Origin of the sequence: Shewanella alkalitolerans, assembly GCF_019457575.1 — a bacterium.
GTDB lineage: Bacteria > Pseudomonadota > Gammaproteobacteria > Enterobacterales > Shewanellaceae > Shewanella > Shewanella loihica.
This window is the reverse complement of the sequence record NZ_CP080422.1, coordinates 1257086-1276768: the sequence shown is the minus strand read 5'-3', so window position 1 is coordinate 1276768 and position 19683 is coordinate 1257086. Positions and strand designations below refer to the sequence as shown.

Below are 19683 nucleotides of genomic sequence, written 5' to 3'. Positions count from 1 at the left end.
CATGCCAATAAAAACAAAAACAACTATGCTCGCCATCTCACTGGCGACACTCCTTTCTGGCGCAGTGCACGCCGCGCCAGTTTCACTCCCCCTACTTAGCGCCAGCGAACCGATACAGAAGATTAGCGCCCAGGAATCGGAGAAGGCCAACCAACTGTTCGAAGCCATCTTCATGGAAAATGTGATGGCTAGCCCCATCAGCCAGACCCATCTTGGGATCAAGGCAGACTATGACAAGTGGGATGAGCGCGGCGAAGTCGCCGACAAGAAGAGCCTTGCCAGAGATAAGCAGCATCTGGCCCAGCTTAAGCAGATAGATAAAAGCAAGTTAGATACCCAGACCCTGCTTAGCTACGACCTGCTGACTCAGAAACTCGAGCAGAGCATCAGCGACTACAAGTGGCGCCTGTATACCTACCCGGTTAACCAGATGTATGGCGGCCACTCCATGGTGGCATCATTCCTGATCAACCAACATCAGATAGACAGCGTCTCGGACGCCGAGGCCTATATCAGCCGCCTCAAGGGTGTGCCCCACTACATGCAGCAGTTGGAAGAAGCCCTAGAAGAGCGCGCCAAGGCGGGCATCATAGCGCCTAAGTTTGTGTTTGCCTATGTGCTGTCAGACAGCCGCAACATCATCAGTGGCGCCCCCTTCGATAAAACTGATGACAGCGCCATCTGGGCAGATTTTCAGCGCAAGGTGGCTAAGCTGGCGATAGATGATGCCCAGCGCAATAAGCTGCTCGATGAGGCCAAACAAGCGCTGACAGCTCAGGTCAAGCCCGCCTATGACAAGCTAATCGCCTATATCGAAACCCTGGAGAAGCGCGCCGACACCAAAGATGGTGTATGGAAGTTTAGAGACGGCGAGGCGTTCTACAACAACGCCCTGGCACGCACCACGACTACCCACATGACGGCCGATGAGATCCACCAGCTGGGGCTCGCCGAGGTGGATCGCATCCATCAGGAGATGCGCGCCATCATGAAGAAGGTCGGCTTCGTGGGCGATCTTAAGGCCTTCTTCAAGTTTATGCGTGAAGATAAGCAGTTCTACTATCCCGACACAGAGGAAGGCCGCACCGCCTATCTAGACGATGCCAAGGCATTGATAGATAACATCTCCTCTCGTCTGGATGAGGTGTTTTTTGTTAAGCCTAAGGCGCCCATGATAGTAAAACGGGTCGAGGCGTTCAGAGAAAAATCCGCCGGTAAGGCTTTCTATAATCAGCCGACCCCGGATGGCAGCCGCCCAGGCACCTACTACGCCAACCTCTATGACATGGAGGCCATGCCCAAGTATCAGATGGAAGCGCTGGCCTACCACGAGGGTACTCCTGGCCATCATATGCAGATCGCCATCGCCCAGGAGCTGCAGGGGATCCCTAAGTTCAGAAAGTTTGGCGGCTACACCGCCTACATAGAGGGCTGGGGCCTGTACAGCGAGTTCTTCCCTAAGGAGATGGGCCTGTATAAAGACCCCTACTCAGATTTTGGCCGCCTGGCCATGGAGCTATGGCGCTCATGCCGTCTGGTGGTTGATACCGGCATCCATGCCAAGCGTTGGACCCGCGAGCAAGGGATCCAATACTATGTCAATAACACGCCAAATGCCGAGTCGGACGCCATCAAGATGGTGGAACGTCATATCGTGATGCCATCACAGGCGACCGCCTACAAGATAGGCATGCTCAAGATTGTCGATATTCGCGAGAAGGCCAAGGCGATCATGGGCGATAAGTTCGATATTCGCGAGTTCCACACCCTGGTGCTCAAGAACGGACCGCTGCCGCTGGATGTACTGGAAGCTAAGGTGATGAACTGGGCTCATAAGGCCTAACTCATCACTAGAGCCAGTATTTAAGACATAGTTAGCCATAAGAAAGGCCGCTCTCAACCAGAGCGGCCTTTTTAGTTTTATCGGCTAATTCTGTTCTCAATCAAGGCTAACGCCTCTTAGCTGAGGATTAAGGCTTACTCGCTAAAGCCCTCACGGGTAACCTTGATAAGCTTAGTCACCTTGTTGGTGGGCGCCTCGGCCATCGCCTGCTGATCGCCATGGGTGAGATAGCTCAGCGACACACTCGAGGTCAGATCAAACGCCTCCTCGGTCTGCAGGGCGCTTATCTCGACCCTGTCTCCGATAAAGTAGCTGTCTAACTGCTCGATATCACCAAGCTTATGATTGATGCTAAACAGCCCCAGATAGGCGAACACGCCGCTACCCTGATTGGAGACGAAGAAGGGCGCCACAAATAGCATCTCGTCTTTGTTTGTATCCGACACGCGCTCTTCTTCCCCATCGGCGACATGGTTTAGCGTCACTATCTTCATATAGTCCAGGTGCACACTGCCCCGCTCTGGGCCATTCTGGTAGTCGCCGCTGGCAAAGCGTCTGTCGCCGCTCAGGCTGATACTGGTGAGTCTCGCCTCAGCCTGAGACTCGGGCAGCTTGATAGACCAAGCCTTATGGGTCTTGATGCTAAAGAGGGTAAGCATCACCTTATCGACATCCTCATCTAAGGGAATGACACTGCCATCCTCCTTAACCACATAGAGATCGTCATTTGTAAAATTAAAACGATAGACACCCGCCAGCAGCACTAGAACCAGCAAGCCCACAATCAACAACAAGATCTTACGCGCCATAGACTTCCCTTTATCTCGCTTCGCACTCATCGCGCCATGCCCTTTATGCAATGGCCTTTAAACGATGCCCTTTAAGCAATGCGTCGTACACGAAACGAGCTGAAATAAACAATATCAGCACGATACTCTGAGTAACACTCAGATACCATGCACAGCGCATTAAACTATCTTTATTTTTCAGTCATAAGAAACTAAAAGATGAAGATGCTTGGTCAAAGCCAGAGCGCAATGACAGAAGGAGGAAGCTACAGGAAAAGATTGGGTGGAGATCTGGGCGCTTAATAATCCAAGGCACTAAAAGAAAAATACCCCAGCAATCTTTGCTGGGGTAAACCAAAACTAGGATGATGGTTTTAAGGCTAGCATTGTTTTAGTTCTTAAACCGCTGCCAGCATTGATTCAAGATTGCAGTAACGCCGACCTGTGTAACCAAACGAGAGAGGGGTCATTCTCTGGCTCGGCTAACTGATTCAGGTCATCCAGATATCAACTGCCACCATTGTATTAAATTAAGAACAGACTGCAACGTGAATTCCTCTCAAGCTTTAGCTCAAGCTAAATAAGCCATCGCAAAACAGAGAGGTAATACCAGTGCAACTATATGATTATAAAAAGATAACCCCCAGTATCAAAAATACCGGGGGTTATCGTCTTGTTATCAGAACAATGTTTTTAAGTTATTGATAACTGAAAATCGTAAAGACCTTAACAGCAACATGGATAAAATGCTGTTTTTTCAGCCGCATCCTGCTATTTACGCTGGGCGTACAGGGCGGCGTATGGCTCATCCCAATATGGTGGTGAACCGATATGATCCTTAATGAAGTCGATAAAGGCGCTCACCTTAGGTGCCAGGTGTTTACGTCTTGGGTAAACAGCCTGCAATGGCAGATGGTGAGTCAACTGCCATTCTGGCAATAAGGGAACCAGGGTGCCCTTCTCTATCTCATTCTCAAGCAGGTAACTGGCAAGATACACCACACCCAGGCCGCTCACCGCGGCAGACTTAAGCGCAGGTGCATTGTCGACCCTGAAGTTACCCGATACGCCAATTTCACAGTAATCGTCACCCTTCTTAAACTGCCACACGCTGTGCTCATGCCACTCGCCGTGATACACGAGGCAGTTATGGTCCACCAGCTGCTCTGGACGCTCAGGGTAACCGTGCTTGGCCACATACTCGGGAGATGCTGCCAATAGAAACTGACACTTCATCAGGGGTCTGGCCACCATGCCAAGCGGCAGCTGCTCAGACATGGTCAACAGGAGATCTAAGCCCTCGCTGACCACGTCAACCTTATGGTCCAACAGGCTAACCTGTAGCTCCAGCTCAGGGTGTCTGGCCATAAAATCAGGCAAGGCAGGAATGATGTGCATGGTACCGAAGGATTGGGAGATCCCCACCTTGAGTACACCACGCGTGGCGTCGTTGAGATTGTGTACGCTGGCGACCGCCTGATCGGCGTCGCGAAGCAACTCTTCACCCTGGGCATAAAGCAGCTGTCCCGCCTCGGTTAGACTCAAGCTACGAGTGGTACGCTGTATCAGCTGAACACCTAATTTATGCTCAAGGTCGGCAACCTGAGTACTGACCTTTGATTTAGAAATCCCCAATTTTCGCGCGGCAGAGCTAAAGCTCCCGGCGCGAGCAACATGAGTAAAAATTGCAATAGGTTCTAAAAGTTCTAACATTTAAATAGCCTTAAGGTGTTTGCGACCCTATAAATACCAATTATAAATCATAGAGATACCTCCTAAGTGCGAAGTTATCCCCTTGACTATGCAGATTATTTTAAGAGTAGAGTCAGACTGTTAGCCATTTCGTTATCGAAATTTCGCCAGCATTGTTATTATTTTTTACAAGTATACCAAAGATTTGCTCTTTGATTCTAATACCTATTTTCTAGCCACTATACACCCAGTTAGGAGTGGAGGAAAAGTCATAACAATGGCAGGCCCAGAATAAAAAAAGCCCTGCACCCAAGGTAAGTGCAGGGAAATGTGGATCTTGCTATGCCAGAGGAAATCGTTTACGGGCTATTCCCGCAGGGTTTGTTGCTTAGCGCTCACCAGTGGGTAGTCACGTAGAGCCGGTACTTCGCTACGCATCTGGGACTCTAGGGCCACCAGCTGCTGGAAGTTGTCACACAGCTTGTCGGCGCGCGCCTCGAGATCTGTGGCCTGCTGTTCAATCTGGGCTTCGATATCGTCGCCCACCTTGTCCATCTTGGCCGAGAAGGCGTTCATCTTCTCTTCGAAGCTCTCACCGTCGCCCTTCATCATCTCGCTGCCCAGGGTCATCATCATGCTACCGATAGAACTCTGCACCAGCTGCTCCATCTCTTGTTCGAACTCTTTGCCGAAGGTGTCTTCGATAGAAGATTCGGTGGCGCCCAGGTAGAACTTGTCGCCATTTTGGTAGGCAACCGTGTCGATACGCTTCGACAGGCCGTCCATCATCTCATCAATCTTGGCACCGGCGGCATCGCCCAGCAGCGGCGTGAGCGCCATGCTCACGGCGGTAGACGCGATATCGACGGCGTCATGCACCACGTCGATCACCTCTGGAAGCTGCTTAGATACCTCGCCGGCATACTGATTAACCAGCGCCTGCTGCTTGTCGTTTAGCTCAACCTTGTCACCGTTAACATAGAGACGGCCAAGCTCGATGCGATACACTTCTTTCTTCGCCTCACTGACCACTAACTTGCTAGGTTCGACGGAAACATCATAGTTGAGGCTCACCTCGCACTGTTTGTCATCCCGTCCAAAGGAGATGTGGTTATCTTTATCTTCACCGGCCCAGGCGGCGCTGGTGGTGGCAAGTACGAAAGCTGTCAGTCCAAGAGATGCGGTCAATTTCTTCATATTCTTATTCCTTAAGTCATCGAAAATCACATGATGAGAAGCTTAAGGTGCACCATGTGTCGTTGGTGACTAACGATACAGGTACCGTGCCAATTTTAACTAATTAAATATAATCAATGAATTAGCAAAAATTAACGATATAAACCAAGGCTGCAAGACGGCTATGAGATAACAAAAGTAAAGCCTTCAACCAGTTTTTAGTCAATTTCACCATCGAGGCGAATACAGCTAAGAGATGAAAAGTAGAATGCAGAGAAAGATTAAGACAGAGCAAAGAGTAAAATAAAAGAACGCCTAATCAGGCGCTCTTTTAGAAGATAGAACGGCCCAGGGCTTGGGAGAGCTTCTCGAGTGCGGCGGTGCCCGCCAGTGAGTTACCGTTCTTATCCAGCTCGGGCGACCAGACACAGATGCTCATATCGCCCGGGATCACGGCTATGATACCGCCGCCCACGCCGCTCTTACCCGGCATGCCGACGCGATAGGCAAACTCCCCCGCACCGTCGTACAGACCAGATGTCGCCAGCAGGGCGTTAAGCTTACGTGTCTGTATGGGCGAGACCACCTGCTCTGCCGAGAGGCTCAGGCCTCGGTTGGCCAGATAGAGCATGGCTTTGGATAGATCGGCGCAGCTCATCTTCAGGGCGCAGTAGTGAAAATAGTTTCTCAGCACCCTATCGACATCGTTATTAAAGTTACCGAAGGACTTCATCAGGTAAGCGATGGCCGCGTTACGGGAGCTGTGCTCATATTCAGAGGCCGCGACACGCTTATCATAAATCACATGGGGGTTGGCGCTGAGCTTTCTGACCACCTCAAGCATACGATGCTTAGGCGCGCCGAGACGGCTTTGCAGCAGATCGGCGATGATGAGTGCGCCGGCGTTGATGAAGGGATTTCTCGGCACTCCGCGCTCGAGCTCTATCTGCACCAGGGAGTTAAAGGACTGCCCCGAGGGCTCCTTGCCGACGCGAGACCAGATCTCAGCCTCCTCATACAGGGTCAAAGCGACCGTGAGGCTAAAGACCTTAGAGATACTCTGGATCGAAAAGGGCTCGAGATAGTCTCCAGCCCCTATGGTTTGACCATCGATTGTGGTCACGGCGATCCCAAGCTTGGTAGGATCCACCTCGGCCAGGGCGGGAATATAGTCGGCGACCTTGCCCTTTCCCAGCAGAGGACGCACCTGCTCGATAATGGTCTCGAGCAGGTCCTTCTGTGGCATTAGTTCCACCAGATGTCGTACAGCTCGCTAACCACGACGTCTTTAACCGGCTGACTCTTCCAGAAGTCACTCACGGCTTGCCTGTCTTCTTCGGTGCACTTGCCGATAGTTTGAGTGGCGATGATGCCTTCCCACTCTTTATGGCCGCCACCGTGGAAACCCAGCTTTCTCTCTTCGATCACTTGGTCGATAAACTGATCGACGATAGCATCGATCTGCTCTTCGCTTACCGAATCATCGAAGGTCCAATTCACATCGAAGCCGAACTCTTGAAACTCATCAATGCGTAATTTTTTACGTAAACGACGACTACGTGTTGCCATGTGTATTCCCTCTGTTTATAGAAATTAAGCTTACTCGGTACGCTCGAACATCAGATCCCAGACGCCATGTCCCAGACGATGGCCCCTGGCCTCAAACTTGGTCAGCGGTCGATGATCGGGACGGGGCACGAAGTCGCCATCCTGCGCCTGGTTCTTATAGCCAGGCGCCGCGCTCATCACCTCTAACATGTGCTCGCTATAGTTTTCCCAATCGGTCGCCAGGTGAAACACACCACCTATCTTAAGGCAGCGACGGATAAGCTCGGCAAATTCCGGCTGCACGATGCGGCGCTTATGATGACGCTTCTTGTGCCAAGGATCTGGGAAGAATAGCTGTACTCTGGCCAGGCTGCCGCTTTGGATGCTGTTTTCCAACACCTCGATGGCGTCGTGGTGGAACACACGCAGGTTAGTGACGCCGGCCTCAGCGGCATCAGCAAGACAGGCACCCACGCCAGGCTTGTGAACTTCGATACCGATAAAGTTAAGCTCGGGAGCCGCCTTAGCCATCTCCACCAGTGAGGCGCCCATGCCGAACCCAATTTCCAGCACGGTATCGGCCTCGCGGCCAAACACCTTGACCAGATCCAGCGGCTCGGGCGAGTAGTCCAGTCCCATCACAGGCCATTGCTGCTCCATCGCCTGCGCCTGGCCCTTGGTCAAACGTCCTTCACGTAAAACAAAGCTTCTCACTTTGCGAAGGTATTTACCCTCTTCGTTAAACTCTGCGGTGGTCACTTCGCTCATTATTTTTCAGCCTCAGATCTGCCATTGGTTGGCCATATAGCGCCGAGAAAAAGTCAGCGTCAAGCGACTCTAGGCTCGACTCACAAACTCATATGATCCCACAGGATCCTGACACTTATATGATTGGAAAATTATAAAAAGAAGGGCATTATCCAAAGTTACTGCGCTAAGGCAAGCCCTATGTTGCCAAAGTATACCAATTATCCCACGGCGCGCGAGCCATGGCGCCCTTGAGATGCCATTTTGGTTGAGAAAAACCTTGCCCCTCTATAGACTGAGCGCCATGAAAACAGAGCAATTTCACCAGCGCATCGTCACCTGGTACGACAAACACGGACGCAAGCATCTTCCCTGGCAACAAGATAAGACCCCCTATAAGGTTTGGGTGTCCGAGATCATGTTGCAGCAGACTCAAGTCGCCACAGTTATCCCCTACTTCGAAGCCTTTATGGCGCGTTTCCCCACTATCTTGGACTTGGCAAATGCCGATCAGGATGAGGTGCTGCACCACTGGACCGGCCTTGGCTATTACGCCAGGGCGCGTAACCTACATAAGAGCGCCCAGCTGATCGCCAGCGACTATGATGGTGTGTTCCCAACCCAGTTCGAGCAGGCACTCGTCCTACCGGGCATTGGCCGCTCGACCGCAGGGGCGGTACTCTCACTCTCTCTTGGGCAGCATCACCCCATATTAGATGGCAACGTCAAGCGAGTGCTTGCCAGGCACGGCGCCATCGCCGGCTGGCCCGGCAAGCGCGAGGTGGAGGAGCAGCTATGGCAGCTCACCAACAGCCTGACCCCTAAGACAGGCGTAACCCAATATAATCAGGCGATGATGGACATTGGCGCCAGTATCTGCACCCGCTCTAAGCCCAAGTGCGAGCTGTGCCCCGTCGCCATCGACTGTAAGGCGCAGCTGATGGGTCGCCAGACTGAGTTTCCCGGCAAGAAGCCGAAGAAGACGATTCCGGAAAAGCTCGGCTATATGCTAGTGATTAAAGATGACGATAGAGTGCTGATGAGCAAACGCCCACCTGCGGGGATCTGGGGCGGCCTTTGGTGCTTCCCGCAGTTTGACAGCCAGGAGGCGCTCGAGGAGTTTGCCAAAACAAACGGGGTAACTCTTATTAGTGAGGAGCCCATAGACAGTTTTCGTCACACCTTCAGCCATTTTCATCTGGATATCAGCGCCTTTGTTGCACACCAGGCCACAAGCGCACATGAGATCATGGAAGAGAGCGGCTCTCTCTGGTATAACATAGCCAAGCCACCCAAGGTTGGTCTGGCCGCCGCCACCGAGCGGATCCTCGCCAGCTTAGGTTCAGTATCAAATAAGGAGTAATCATGGCGCGTACAGTGAACTGCCAGTATCTTAAGAAAGAGGCAGACGGCCTAGCCTTTCAGCTCTACCCGGGTGAACTCGGTAAGCGAATTTTTGACAACATCAGCCAGGAAGCCTGGTCGCTCTGGCAGGCCAAGCAGACCATGCTGATCAATGAGAAGAAACTCAACATGATGAATGTTGACGATCGCAAGTTCCTCGAAGAGCAGATGGTTAACTTCCTGTTTGAGGGCAAAGAGGTCGAGATCGAAGGCTATGTGCCGCAAAAAGATGACGAGTAATAAATTACTCACTCTATAAAAATAAAAAGCGCCAATAGGCGCTTTTTCTATAATAGGGGTTTGTTTAAGCAGTCACTACTGACGAATACCTTCGACCACGAGATCTAAGGTCACATGGCTGGACGCAGGGCCTAGGTCCATCTTGATATCATAGTCCTTCAGGGCAAATTCTGTCTGGCCGACAAAACCGGCGCGGTACCCCCCCCAAGGGTCTTGCCCTTCACCAATAAATTTGGCATCGATTGCTACAGGCTTAGTCACCCCGTTAAGGGTCAGCATGCCATTGAGCACAAACTTGCCGTCACCCAGCTCTTTGACTGAGGTCGATTTAAAGCTAGCCTCTGGATGCTTAGCCACATTAAGGAAGTCTTCGCTTCTCAGGTGCTTGTCACGCTCGGCGTGGTTAGAGTCGAGGCTCGCCGTGTTGATCGTTACATTTACCTTGGCATCAGCGATATGCTTGCTATCGAAACTAAAGTCGCCAGCAAACTCGTTAAAGCGTCCCACCACGAAGCTATAACCTAAGTGGCTCACCTTAAACTGCACCGAGGCGTGGGCACCTTGGGTATCTATCACATAATCGGCGGCGTTGGCGGTAGCCGGTAACATGAATGCACCCGCGCCAAGTGTGCTAATAAGTGCGGCGCTCAATATAGCCTTCTTCATTGTGTCTCCTTAATGTTTAACATGCGTTTCAAGCTTGCGTCTTTGTCGATGAAATGGTGTTTAAGTGCCCCAAGGCCATGCAGAGTTACCAGTGCAATAAAGCCATAGGCCAGATATTGGTGCACTTTGCCGGCAATATCCGCCTGCCCCTCAAACAATAGCCCCAGGCTTGGTAGCTCGATGAGTGAGAAAACACCAATGGCCCTGCCGTCGGCGGTAGAGATAAGATACCCAGAGATCAAGATGCCAAGCAGCATCAGATACAGCAGACGATGCACCAGGCCCGCAGCAAGCTTCTCCCACCTTTGATGCCCGCCGAGCGCCTTAGGCGCCGGGTTTAACCAACGCCACAGCAGACGGCACAGGGTTAACACCATCAGCAGCACGCCTATGCTCTTATGCAGATCCGGCGCTCGCTTATACCAGGCGCTGTAATAGGTCAGCTCGACCATCCACACGCCCAGGGCGAACAGCGTTAATACGGCAATCGCCGTCAGCCAATGCAGGCCTATGCTCACCAAGCCGTAGCGGCTATGAGTATTTTTAAACACGATTCATCCTCATTTATCACTTAACAGCATATTAACTTCGATTAAGATCGACGAATATCGCGTAATTTCGCCAATAAATTTCTAATATTTAGAAAGGTAGCGCTAAGACAAACGAGATAAGTGGGGCATTGAAAAATAAGAGGCCTGAAAATGCCCCCTTAAGAACAAATAGTGGCTAAAACCTGGGTTTTAACCACAGCCACCGTGCTAAAAAACGGCATAAATGCCAAAAAGCCAGCACTTTGCACATTAACTAGCCATGCAGTTAAATTTCTCCAAAAAAGCGCTTGCAGGATAAATATCAGCGCTATATTATACGCGCACTCCAAACGGCAAGGGTCACAGAGACCTGGTTTGAAGTAGTTAACTAGACACTTAGTTTAGTTGCCCGAATAGCTCAGTCGGTAGAGCAGAGGATTGAAAATCCTCGTGTCCCTGGTTCGATTCCGGGTTCGGGCACCACAATTTAGCCGGCATAGCTCAGTTGGTAGAGCAACTGACTTGTAATCAGTAGGTCCCGAGTTCGACTCTTGGTGCCGGCACCATATAAAATAGCCTCGACAATGTCGGGGCTTTTTTATATCTGAAATTTACCGCCCTTGATGGAATTCATTACACTCCTGATACAAACATCCCCTCTCTTAATAAAGCCGTCATTAACGAGTTGCCCCTTGATACTAGGCAACAAAAAAGGAGCACTCGGCTCCTTTTGATTCGATAAACACTCTCAGCTATTTCCAGCTACGCATCTTATAGCCTTTCACCGCATAGAAGAGGATAAACAGGTAACAAGGCAGCATCACCATATAGCCGCCCTGCTGGCCAAGCGATGTGGCCGAGCTGGTTAATCCCCAGAACAGCGGACCGAAGGCGCCGCCTGCAATGCCCATCACCAAGAGCGCCGAGCCTGTGCTGGTCAGCTTGCCCATGCCTGATAGCGCCAGGGGCCATACTGCTGGCCAGACGATGGCATTGGCCAAGCCTAAGAAGGCGATCATCAACAGGGTATCTGGCAACATGGCGCCGCCAAAGGGAACCAGTAACGCGTTGGCGATAGCATAGGACTCGTTGTCACCAAATAAGATCCCCAGCGTCAGCATTAGGCCTAGTATCGCCGAGATCATCAGCGCCTTAGGCTGAGAGATGAAACGGGGAATGGTCAGGATACCCAGGGAGTAGCCGATGACCATGCAGATCATGGTATAGGAGGTCATCACGCCATAGTTCTCGACCCCGAGAGAGAGGGCGAAGGTGCCTATGGTATCGCCGGCGATCACTTCTACCGCCACATAGAAAAACAGTGCTACTACCCCTAATGCCAGATTAGGATGAGACAGCGCCTCACGGGTATGGCCCTTGGTGCCCTGCTCTTGCTCGTCTTCATTTTCAAGCTCTGGCAGAGGCGATTTCTTCACCAGCAGCGCCAGCACACCGATAAAGATAGCCATGCCCAGATATGGGAACACCAGACCATTGGCCATCTCGTCGATCTGCGCCTGGGTCAGCTCAACGCCGACTCTGTCCTTAAAGCTGTCGAGGATCAGGGCAGTAAACACCAGCGGCGCGATCACCCCTGCGCCCTTGTTGAGGATCCCCATGACACTCACGCGAGCGGCGGCCGACTCCTCGGGGCCGATTCTGACCACATAGGGATTCACCGCCGTCTGTAGCAGGGTCTGGCCCGTGCCCATCACCAGCTGCGCAAATAGAAATAGCGCAAATACCTGCGTCTTGGCCGCTGGTATGAATAGCAGGCCGGCTATCATCATGATCCCCATGCCCATCGCCATGCCCGTCTTGTAACCCACCTTACGGATCACCCATGCCGAGGGCAATGCGGTAAAGGTCACTGCGATATAGAAGGAGAAGAGAATGAGGGAGGCTTGAAGCGGGGTGAGTTGCAGGATCTGCTTGAGGTAAGGCATCAAGGACCCATTTAGCCAGGTCGCAAAACCCAGAATAAAGAAGAGTCCGGCAACGATCGCCATGGGGATCACGCTGCTGCGCTTACTTTCACTATTTAATGTCATTTCCATAAGCCTGTTTTCTTATAGTAATTAATCTTTGGATATCAGCTCAGTGATATCGGCTTGGTACATTACAGCTTGGGCGCAAGTTGCCCCCTTGTTTCATCGATGTTAAAACATAAACAGAAAAAAGACAACGCTGTCATTTTGGCTTTTTAGCCTTTACAGGCTAACACAGCGTTTTCCTTATTAAATTGCCCAGCCATTATCTGCTATAAGACTTAAACCTTGATGAAGATGCCGCGCTTATACATCCAGTAGAGCAGCAGCCATTGCACCAAGAGTAAGGCGCAGGCTGACGCCAGAGGCTGCATCTCAATCGGCAGCGCCTGTATCGCGCCGCCGAATAGGCTGCTGGCAAGGTAGTCCCATTTCACCAGACTCGAGGCCAGATAGATGATGATGGCATTGCAGCCTATGACCACAAATCCAAATGCCAATCTGTGCAGCTTTAGCACATCCACCAGCGCATAGAAGATGGCCAGTAAGATAAGGCTCCAGCCCAGGGTGACCATGACAAAGCTGCTGGTCCAGAGATCTTTATTTACCGGAATGTAAGGGTTCATCAACCAACCCAGCCCCAGGCTGAGCAAGCCAGCAAGTAACAAGATGCCAACCTTGACCCATTCGCCCTTTGCCCCTCCCCACTTGGGATGAGACTTAACGATGAAGCGACCGGTAAAGACACCCGCTAAGGCATTGACTATGGCAGGCAGGGTAGAGAGGATCCCCTCAGGATCAGTCGCCCTGCCCTGATAGCTAATACCGGGCAGAAACTTGCCGTCCACATAGGCGTTGATCGAACCAGACATAGAGAAGTCCCCCGCCACGCCGCCGGGAACCGGCAGCCACAGCTGCATCGCGGCGTATCCGAAGAGTATACCGATGGCGACCAAGATCTGCGTCTTCAGGTCGGTATGCCACACCAGTAAGGCGGCGAAGAGCCAGGCAAAGGCGATGCGTCCCAGCACGCTGGCATATCTCACCTCATCTGCCGCCATCGGCATGCCTGTGCCCCAGCCATGGTTATAGAGCACGCCAAACAGAAGAAGCAGCATCAAACGTTTTATCGCGTGGCGATAGAGGGGAAGACGCTCTGGCCAGGGCAGCGAATCCAGGCGTTTGGGCGATAGGCCTAAGGCGACGCCGGAGAGGAAGATAAATAGAGGAAAGATAAGATCATAGAAGGTAAAGCCGTGCCACTGACTGTGGTGCATCTGGGCATCGGCGATACGCCAGCCCTGCCAGCCGGTCCAGACGAGCAGCGCCGCAAACAATGCCTCGCCCCCAAGGATCCAGAACATATCGAAGCCCCTTAGGGCATCGAGCGACATCAGCCTGGGTTTCGCGGCCGGTATTGGATGGGTATCTGTTTTAGGTTCCATCAGGAGCCTCTCTCTTATCGTTATTATTATAAATCAAACACTAGGCTTAACCCTATCCGTACGAGCACTGAGCCTAATTAGCGCCTCAATTACGAGCACAAATAGAGCGCTTGTTTCAGCGCATTTTCCAATTCTCTAGCGCGACGGCTAGGCATCTAATGGGATCGCTATGCCTGATAGACCAACTGGCCATCTATGTAGGTGCGCGCCACTTGATTATCGCTGCCCAGCAACACCATATCCGCCCTGGCGCCTATGGTAAACACGCCTCGCTGACGATGACCGATAAACTCGGCGGGATATCTAGCCGCCATCCGCAGCGCCTCTTCGTGGGCCACGCCTAGCATGCTAACGCTGTTGTTGACCGCGCCAATCATATCCAGCACACATCCGGCAAGCTCGCCGGTTACGGCATTTAACCTGTCACCGCGGCGCACCACCTGGGTGCCGAACAGCTCGAAGCTGGCATTATCATCCATGCCCACAGGCGGCATGGCGTCTGTCACCAGCATCACCTTGCCCCTTGGCTTAGCGGCAATAGCTACCTTAGCCGAGGCCGGATGCACGTGGTGACCATCGACAATCAGGCCGCACCAGGCATTCTGGCTCTCCAGCGCCGCACCCACCATGCCTGGTGCCCTGGAATCCATGGGCGACATGGCATTAAACAGGTGGGTGAAACCGGTTGCCCCGGCCTCAAGCGCCTTAATAACGGTATCGTATTCGGCATTAGAGTGACCGAGACAGACTCTGACGTCGCACTCGACCAGGGCGTGAATCACCTCTGGCGCGACGTTCTCCGGCGCCAGTGTCACCACCTTAGTCCCCAGATCATCGCGGGCAAAAACCGCCAGCTCTTCATCAGAGATACGACGAATATAATTGGCCGGATGGACGCCCTTCTTGGGCACGCTGAGATGCGGCCCCTCGAAATGGATCCCCAGCACGCCCGGCGTATTCAGCACCAACGCCTCGGCCACCGCATCGGCGGCGGCGCGCATCACCTCGATATCGTCGGTGATCAGGGTCGGCAAGAAACCCGTGGTGCCAAATCTGGCATGGGCCTGGCCTATGGTCTTTATCTTCTCGACGCTGGGCGCGTCGTTAAACAGGGCACCGCCGCCGCCATTGACCTGAACATCGATAAAGCCAGGTACCAGGGTGCCGGCCAGCAGAATCGGCTCGACATCGCTAGCCCTATCGAAAGAGACGATACGCCCGTCCTCTATGGTGATAGCCTGGTTATGGTGGAAGTGTTCGCCGTCAAATACCCGCTCGGCAATCAGTGTCTGTTTCATCGATTCAATTCCTGGCAAGACATCATCTACAACTCGTTACGCTTGGCTCACGCCAGACTGCTAAAGGCAAACTGCTAAAGCCTAACTGCTAAAGCTTAACTGCTAGAGCCTAGCTGCTGACGCGCAAAATAGGCGGCACCTAATTCGGGCGGGGCAAGGATTGGCGAGATCTTGTCGACCACCCGCCTATCCAACCAGGGGGCCAGAGGCTCGGCGAGGCCACCTATCATGGAAAAACGCGGCGGGTGGATCTCAAATAACTTGTGGGCCAAGGCGCTGATATACTCGGCGCCCTCGACCACTATCGCCTTAGCCACCTCATCCTGGGCCTGTGCACAAGATAACACCGTGCGCGCCAGGGTGGCATAACAACCGGATGATTTGCCTGCCAGGTGCTCGACTATGCCCATGGCATCATTCACCTTGAAGTGCTCCAACAGACGCTCTGTTAGCTGGGTAGCCGGGCCGAAGCCATCGAGATCTAACAGTACCTGCTGCGCGGCCTGTAAGCCAAGCCAGGCGCCGCTGCCCTTATCGCCCAGAGCAAAGCCATGCCCACCTAGGCTCAAGGACTGCTCGCCCACGTGGGCATAACCGCAGGAGCCGGTACCTGTGATGATCACAGCGCCATCGCCACCTTTATGGGCACCGATGCAGGCGGTGTGCAGATCTGTGGTGACATACATCTCTGCAAAGGGATGCTGCCATGCTTTGATCGCCTGGTAGAGATGCGCGACGTTAACTCCAGCCAGGCCTACGCCCGCCACCAGTGTCTTGCTGTCGCTCGCTTTTAGCCCGGCGTCTTGTAGAGCAAGCTCGGTCGCGCGCGAGATAGAGTCGAAGGTATGTGTCAGGCCGTAAAGCGGATTCGCACGCCCGGCCACACCAGTGCCGATCACACTGTCATCGGCGGCGTAGATAGTCGCGCGGCACTTGCTGCCACCACCATCTATGCCTATGACGAGGGCCTGTTCCTCTGTCTGGTTAAATCCCATTACCAACCTCTTTCACAGTTTTATTATCCAGGGCATCAAGCTTCGCCCGCCCTGCCCACTGACTAAGTTAATGTCATGTTATAACAAAAATGACAACGCTGTCATTTGAAATTATCACTAAATTTGTGACAGTAAACTTCTCAGACACTGCCCGGTTAACGCCTCTAAGGCGTCCAGATTTATGTTTGCTATATAACAGGGAGGAAAGCGGTTATCGGCTCTCAGATAACCGCGCTAGCTTACATTGCACTTTCATTAGCCGGCTTAAATGACCTATTTTTCGGTCAGTAAGTGCTAAAAACGAAATGCTAATTGACCTTGAGTATGCGCCCCTTGCGGATACCATCGGCGGCGACGCCTCTGACCTCGACTCTACCTGAGACGCTAACCGCCTCTGTATATTGCTGCCACTGGCCGCCATCGACTCGATACTCTATTCCAAGTCCGGGATAGATGCTGTTTACCTGCAGGTAACCTTCCTTGATCTTGGCACCTAGGGTTGGCACACGATAGGCTATCCCTGCCCTATCCAGCTTTGCCAGCTCCTTATAGCCTAAGGTGTTGGCCAAGGTCTGCCACTGCACGCGCTGCTTCTCGCGCATCTCGGCCGTGAAGTAGTTTGTCTCTGGGCCATATTTAGCCCCCTGATATTGATATGGCACCTCCCAATCGGCCTTGTGCCATGCCCTTTCAGCCAGCACTAACAGGCGAGGAAACACCATATATTCCACCACTTGATCTGAGCGTATCGTCTCGCTCCAGAGCTGGCCCTGGATCCCTTTGAATCTAACGCCTTGATTTAGCGGCCCGCTGAGGCGTTTGCCCGCGTCGTCCAGCTTAATGGTATCGTCGGCTTCAAATGGTTTACCTTCTATATCCGTCCACTGCTCGGCGTTGGCCGGTAGGTTATCTGGCATGAAGCTAAAGAGTTTGCGCTCGTTGGTGCTGCGACTCGCCCAGTAATATCCATGCTCTTTAGGATCGGCCTCGTAGGGGAAATCGAAATAGAGCACCTCGGGATTACTGAGTACCGTATCCCAGCCCAGGTTGGCCTGTGCATGGGCGCGCTTATGGCCGCCGTGGGCAACCACATCCCAGATGTTGGTTTGATTCTTTGCCGGCATACGCTCGGGTCGGGTATGGCTCATGCCGTCGCTCCAGCCCGCGGTTTCAATCCCTTTATCGGCCAGCATCTTGGCCACCCGCTCGATAAAGTAAGCCCCAAAATGTGCCTCGCTATCCAGGCCGCTGTCTTTGTCTGCAAGCAGTGCCTGACAGACGGGTGAGTCGACCCAGGCGCCGGCGGTTTCATCGGCGCCGATATGATAGAGACTCAAACTCTGACCTGCAGCCTGGTGCAGCTTGGCTATCTCGCTCACCACCTTGTCGACAAAGTGATAACTGGAATCCATACAGACGTTGAGCGTGTTGTCGTCGTAATATTGGATCGAGGCGTAGCGGGTCGTATCCAACGGGTCGATGAGGCGATACTCGTTAGCGGCGGCTTCATTGCCTTCGGCCATCAGACGGCGATACCTGGCCTCCATCGACTTGATGGCTGCGCGCGAATGACCCGGCATATCCATAGATGGGATCACCTGAATTTGGCGCGCGCCGGCATACTTAAGGATCTCGATATAATCGGCCTTAGAGTAGAAACCATTGACCTTGCTATCGCCATCTGGGCCACTGCCCAGCTGTGGCAATAAGCAGGTATCTTCCTGCAGGTCGTGACAGCGACGACTACCCACCAGGGTCAGCTCGGGCAGACCATCTATCTCTAGGCGCCAGCCCTCATCATCGGCCATATGCAGGTGCAGCTTATTGAGTTTGTAGGCCGCCATCTGATCTAGCAGGTCTAAGATAAACTGCTTGCTGTGAAAATTACGCGCCACGTCCACATGCATGCCGCGAAAGTCATATCTAGGCTCATCTTCAATCTGCATGGCATTGAGCGATAGGGTGTCGAGAGAGATAAGGCCTGTTAGCGACGCCAAGCCATAGGAGAAACCGGCATCGTCGCTGGCGCCTATGGTGATGCCATCAGAGGTAATATCGAGGCGATAGCCCCCTTCGGCGAGTTTAGTCGTCGACGGCTCTAACTTGAGTGGTACACCTTGAGGCGATGGCTTAACGCCAAGGCGGGCCAGGCGAGCCAAGGCCGCCTCGACAGACGCTTTAGAAACGTTGCCAGCATCCAGATGATAGCCTGAGGCCAGGGATAACACTGGGCTTTGACTATTGATCATTTGTCGCTTGGGCGTTGGGATGATCGCGTTGACGGCAAGTTCAGGCCGACTCTCAATATCCTGGTTTGCATCAAACAAGACCTGAGGCGTCGCCCACTTAAGCTTATCGGTATCGCTACGCTTATATTGGCTTTCGGCGCTGACATAGGCCTCGACATATGGCCGCTGCTCCATACCGGTACTGGCATCGACAGTTAGCTGAGTGCTGCTGATGATCTCGGGCTTAAGGCCGGGAACGACGATATAGTAATTGGGCATGGCATCGGTTTCCGACAGCAGCCATAGCTCACCGAGAAAGGCGATGTCGATCGGCTGACCCTTTTGAAAACCGCTAAATCTGTCCGTGGGCGTGATGCGATGCAGATCCCCTTTAACCTGAGTCAGCTCAAAGGCATCAGTTAACACCTGTTTCACCGGCCGCATCTGGCTGTAGTAGATAGCCCAATCCTTACGGTCAAAATCGACACCCGGGACTAATTCTATCTGGGCGGCGAAGCAGCGGCCATCGACACCTGTTGAGGTGCACTGCTGAGGATAATTGGTCAGGGTGTGATAATTAACGGCAAGGCTGGTAGCAAACTGATGTAGTGCCTGCTGGGCAGAACTTTCGCTGACCTGCAGCGCCGCGGCGCCTTCATCCTTGACAATTTGGTTAGTGGTTGGCTGACTGCACCCAAACAGTCCCAGGCTCATGAGTAATGTTATTGGAATGAGCTTATTATTCATTGTTATCCTCACTTTTCTCGACTTGAACTATCAAGTCTCATTGCAGCCACCCTTCCCCGTCAGCATAGGCAATCAGCTTCCTGCTATTGCGATATCTGAGATAGCCACCACTTTATGCCAATCCTAATAAATAACTGTTCAAGCTAACTTGTGAAAACGTTCGATAACTGTATTACTTTTTTGATTGTAGAATCACTACTTACCTAAAAATTCAGCCTTGCTCTCAAACATTTTCCCTGCGCTATTGCTGATCACTTACTTATTGCGCTTGGTCTTATTTGCCGCCGCATCTTGCCCTATTTGCAAATAGATGCAACGGCGAAAATAGATCATCGTCAGACTTGTACA

The 19683-nt window shown here is 52.5% G+C and carries 16 protein-coding genes and 2 tRNA genes; 5 read left to right on the top strand and 13 right to left on the bottom strand.

All coding sequences use genetic code 11. The features are described 5' to 3' along the window. Position 1 precedes the first annotated feature (1 nt). Positions 2-1843 (top strand): DUF885 domain-containing protein, encoded by a 1842-nt coding sequence (locus K0J45_RS05660; protein WP_220044597.1) that lies wholly within the window; start codon positions 2-4, stop codon positions 1841-1843. 134 nt (positions 1844-1977) lie between these two features. Here K0J45_RS05660 and K0J45_RS05655 read toward each other — a convergent pair whose 3' ends face one another. From K0J45_RS05655 to trmB, 6 genes are all read right to left on the bottom strand, one after another. After that, positions 1978-2682 carry a hypothetical protein gene (locus tag K0J45_RS05655; RefSeq protein WP_220044596.1) on the bottom strand — a complete coding sequence of 235 codons (705 nt, stop codon included), beginning with the start codon at positions 2680-2682 and terminating at the stop codon, positions 1978-1980. Positions 2683-3402: 720 nt separating this feature from the next. Beyond that, entirely contained in the window at positions 3403-4344 is a 942-nt protein-coding gene (locus K0J45_RS05650; protein WP_011864932.1) for a LysR family transcriptional regulator, read from the bottom strand. A 345-nt stretch (positions 4345-4689) separates the two neighbouring features. Further along, positions 4690-5520, bottom strand: coding sequence for a YggN family protein (locus tag K0J45_RS05645; protein WP_011864931.1), 831 nt, complete (start codon positions 5518-5520; stop codon positions 4690-4692). A gap of 310 nt (positions 5521-5830) precedes the next feature. After that, complete coding sequence (glsB, locus tag K0J45_RS05640) at positions 5831-6745, bottom strand: glutaminase B (protein WP_220044595.1); 915 nt, start codon at positions 6743-6745, stop codon at positions 5831-5833. Then, entirely contained in the window at positions 6745-7068 is a 324-nt protein-coding gene (locus K0J45_RS05635; RefSeq protein ID WP_220044594.1) for a YggL family protein, read from the bottom strand. The genes glsB and K0J45_RS05635 overlap by 1 nt, the downstream gene beginning before the upstream one ends. Before the next feature lie 30 nt (positions 7069-7098). Beyond that, entirely contained in the window at positions 7099-7815 is a 717-nt protein-coding gene (trmB, locus tag K0J45_RS05630; RefSeq protein ID WP_144201214.1) for a tRNA (guanosine(46)-N7)-methyltransferase TrmB, read from the bottom strand. 283 nt (positions 7816-8098) lie between these two features. Here trmB and mutY point away from each other — a divergent pair, with 283 nt between their 5' ends. Together mutY and K0J45_RS05620 are read left to right on the top strand one after the other, a co-directional pair. After that, on the top strand, positions 8099-9157 hold the full coding sequence (gene mutY, locus K0J45_RS05625) for an A/G-specific adenine glycosylase (RefSeq protein WP_220044593.1): 1059 nt from the start codon (positions 8099-8101) through the stop codon (positions 9155-9157). A 2-nt stretch (positions 9158-9159) separates the two neighbouring features. Continuing rightward, positions 9160-9438 carry an oxidative damage protection protein gene (locus K0J45_RS05620; RefSeq protein ID WP_011864926.1) on the top strand — a complete coding sequence of 93 codons (279 nt, stop codon included), beginning with the start codon at positions 9160-9162 and terminating at the stop codon, positions 9436-9438. Positions 9439-9513: 75 nt separating this feature from the next. Here K0J45_RS05620 and K0J45_RS05615 read toward each other — a convergent pair whose 3' ends face one another. Both K0J45_RS05615 and K0J45_RS05610 read right to left on the bottom strand, forming a co-directional pair. Continuing rightward, positions 9514-10104 carry a YceI family protein gene (locus tag K0J45_RS05615; protein ID WP_144201210.1) on the bottom strand — a complete coding sequence of 197 codons (591 nt, stop codon included), beginning with the start codon at positions 10102-10104 and terminating at the stop codon, positions 9514-9516. Next, entirely contained in the window at positions 10101-10655 is a 555-nt protein-coding gene (locus tag K0J45_RS05610) for a cytochrome b (protein WP_220044592.1), read from the bottom strand. Before K0J45_RS05610 ends, K0J45_RS05615 begins: the two co-directional genes overlap by 4 nt. Positions 10656-11041: 386 nt before the next feature. On the opposite strand from K0J45_RS05610, the gene K0J45_RS05605 reads away from it, so the two are divergent. Together K0J45_RS05605 and K0J45_RS05600 are read left to right on the top strand one after the other, a co-directional pair. Then, positions 11042-11117, top strand: a tRNA-Phe gene (locus tag K0J45_RS05605). A 7-nt stretch (positions 11118-11124) separates the two neighbouring features. After that, a tRNA-Thr gene (locus tag K0J45_RS05600) sits at positions 11125-11200 on the top strand. Between the two features lie 186 nt (positions 11201-11386). Here the strand turns inward: K0J45_RS05600 and nagP are convergent. The 5 genes from nagP to K0J45_RS05575 all read right to left on the bottom strand — a co-directional run bounded on the left by nagP (position 11387) and on the right by K0J45_RS05575 (position 19335). Next, positions 11387-12691 (bottom strand): N-acetylglucosamine MFS transporter NagP, encoded by a 1305-nt coding sequence (gene nagP / locus K0J45_RS05595; protein ID WP_434086910.1) that lies wholly within the window; start codon positions 12689-12691, stop codon positions 11387-11389. A 212-nt stretch (positions 12692-12903) separates the two neighbouring features. After that, positions 12904-14067, bottom strand: coding sequence for a transmembrane glucosamine N-acetyltransferase NagX (nagX, locus tag K0J45_RS05590; RefSeq protein WP_220044590.1), 1164 nt, complete (start codon positions 14065-14067; stop codon positions 12904-12906). Between the two features lie 167 nt (positions 14068-14234). Continuing rightward, positions 14235-15365, bottom strand: a complete 1131-nt coding sequence (nagA, locus tag K0J45_RS05585; protein ID WP_220044589.1) for an N-acetylglucosamine-6-phosphate deacetylase — start codon at positions 15363-15365, stop codon at positions 14235-14237. Between the two features lie 95 nt (positions 15366-15460). Beyond that, positions 15461-16360 (bottom strand): N-acetylglucosamine kinase, encoded by a 900-nt coding sequence (nagK, locus tag K0J45_RS05580; RefSeq protein ID WP_220044588.1) that lies wholly within the window; start codon positions 16358-16360, stop codon positions 15461-15463. A gap of 308 nt (positions 16361-16668) precedes the next feature. Continuing rightward, on the bottom strand, positions 16669-19335 hold the full coding sequence (locus K0J45_RS05575; protein WP_220044587.1) for a beta-N-acetylhexosaminidase: 2667 nt from the start codon (positions 19333-19335) through the stop codon (positions 16669-16671). Between the last annotated feature and the right edge of the window lie 348 nt (positions 19336-19683).